This is a genomic window from Clostridium sp. (genome assembly GCF_051650885.1).
Taxonomy (GTDB): domain Bacteria; phylum Bacillota; class Clostridia; order Clostridiales; family Clostridiaceae; genus Clostridium.
In genome coordinates this window covers 1-1,056 of record NZ_JBOFRG010000299.1, presented here as the reverse complement: position 1 = coordinate 1,056, position 1,056 = coordinate 1, and the positions used below count along the sequence as shown (strand labels likewise).

Genomic DNA, 1,056 nt, shown 5'->3' with positions numbered 1-1,056 from the left:
AAACTCATATAGTATATAGAAGAAGTATGTCAGAACTTCCAGCAAGAGAAGAAGAAATTCATCATGCAAAAGAAGAAGGAATAATTTTTGATATCCTAACAAATCCAACAGAAATATTAAGTGATGAAAATGGATTTGTAACAGGAATGAAATGTGTGAAAATGGAGCTTGGTGAGCCGGACGCATCAGGAAGAAGAAGACCTGTAGAAGTGGAAAATTCAGAATTTACATTAGATGTAGATACAGTAATAATGTCACTTGGAACATCACCAAATCCACTTATAACATCAACAACAAAAGGATTAGAGCAAAACAAATGGGGCTGTATTGTAACAAAAGAACTTGGAGAAACATCAAAAAAAGGTGTATTTGCAGGAGGAGATGCAGTAACAGGCGCAGCAACAGTAATATTAGCAATGGGAGCTGGGAAAGAAGCTGCTAGAGGGATAGATGAATTTTTGAGAAATTAAGAATTTAAAATGAAAAATTTAGAATTGAGGAAAAAATTCGCTTAGGCGAATTTAAAATAAGAAAAACCGAGTTGGCGTTGCCAATTCGGTTTTTTTTACCATTAACTATTCTATAATCTCTTTTAATTCTAAGTTTGCTTTTCTATTGTCTAGTGGGTTTAAGTTTATGTGGTGTACATATTGTTTTGATGTTGGGTTCATTAGAAGGACATCTAGTTTTAGTCTTCCTTCTGGTGTATTTGCAACTACTGTTGTTTCTCTATTTGTTTTGTAAAGTGTCCATGTGTAGAAGTCTGTTACTACATCATTTAAGTCTTCTTTTGAGATTAATGTTTTTGCAATTTTGTTTCCAGATTTATCTTTTAAGATTATAGCTACTGTAGTATTATCCACAATTTCTGTTTCGTTCATTGCATTTCTGTTGAAAACTTCTAGGTTTGATGCTCTATTGTCTAAAGTATCGCCATTTTTATGGATGATTGGTGCATTTATATCTTCATTTAAAACTATGTTTCCAAGGTTTTGTTTTAGAGATTTACCTTTTTTATTAGTTTTTAAAGAGTGAATGTTAACTACAAGGTAGCTA

2 protein-coding genes are annotated in these 1,056 nt (G+C 32.1%); one reads left to right on the top strand and one right to left on the bottom strand.

The genetic code is table 11. From position 1 onward, the window contains the following. Positions 1 to 470, top strand: a 470-nt coding sequence (locus ACRC28_RS14130) for an FAD-dependent oxidoreductase (protein ID WP_438544088.1), incomplete at its 5' end; no start/stop codon positions are given. A 105-nt stretch (positions 471 to 575) separates the two neighbouring features. On the opposite strand, the gene ACRC28_RS14125 is transcribed toward ACRC28_RS14130, so the two are convergent. After that, positions 576 to 1,056: hypothetical protein (locus ACRC28_RS14125; protein WP_438544087.1), on the bottom strand; the 481-nt coding region annotated here is incomplete at its 5' end.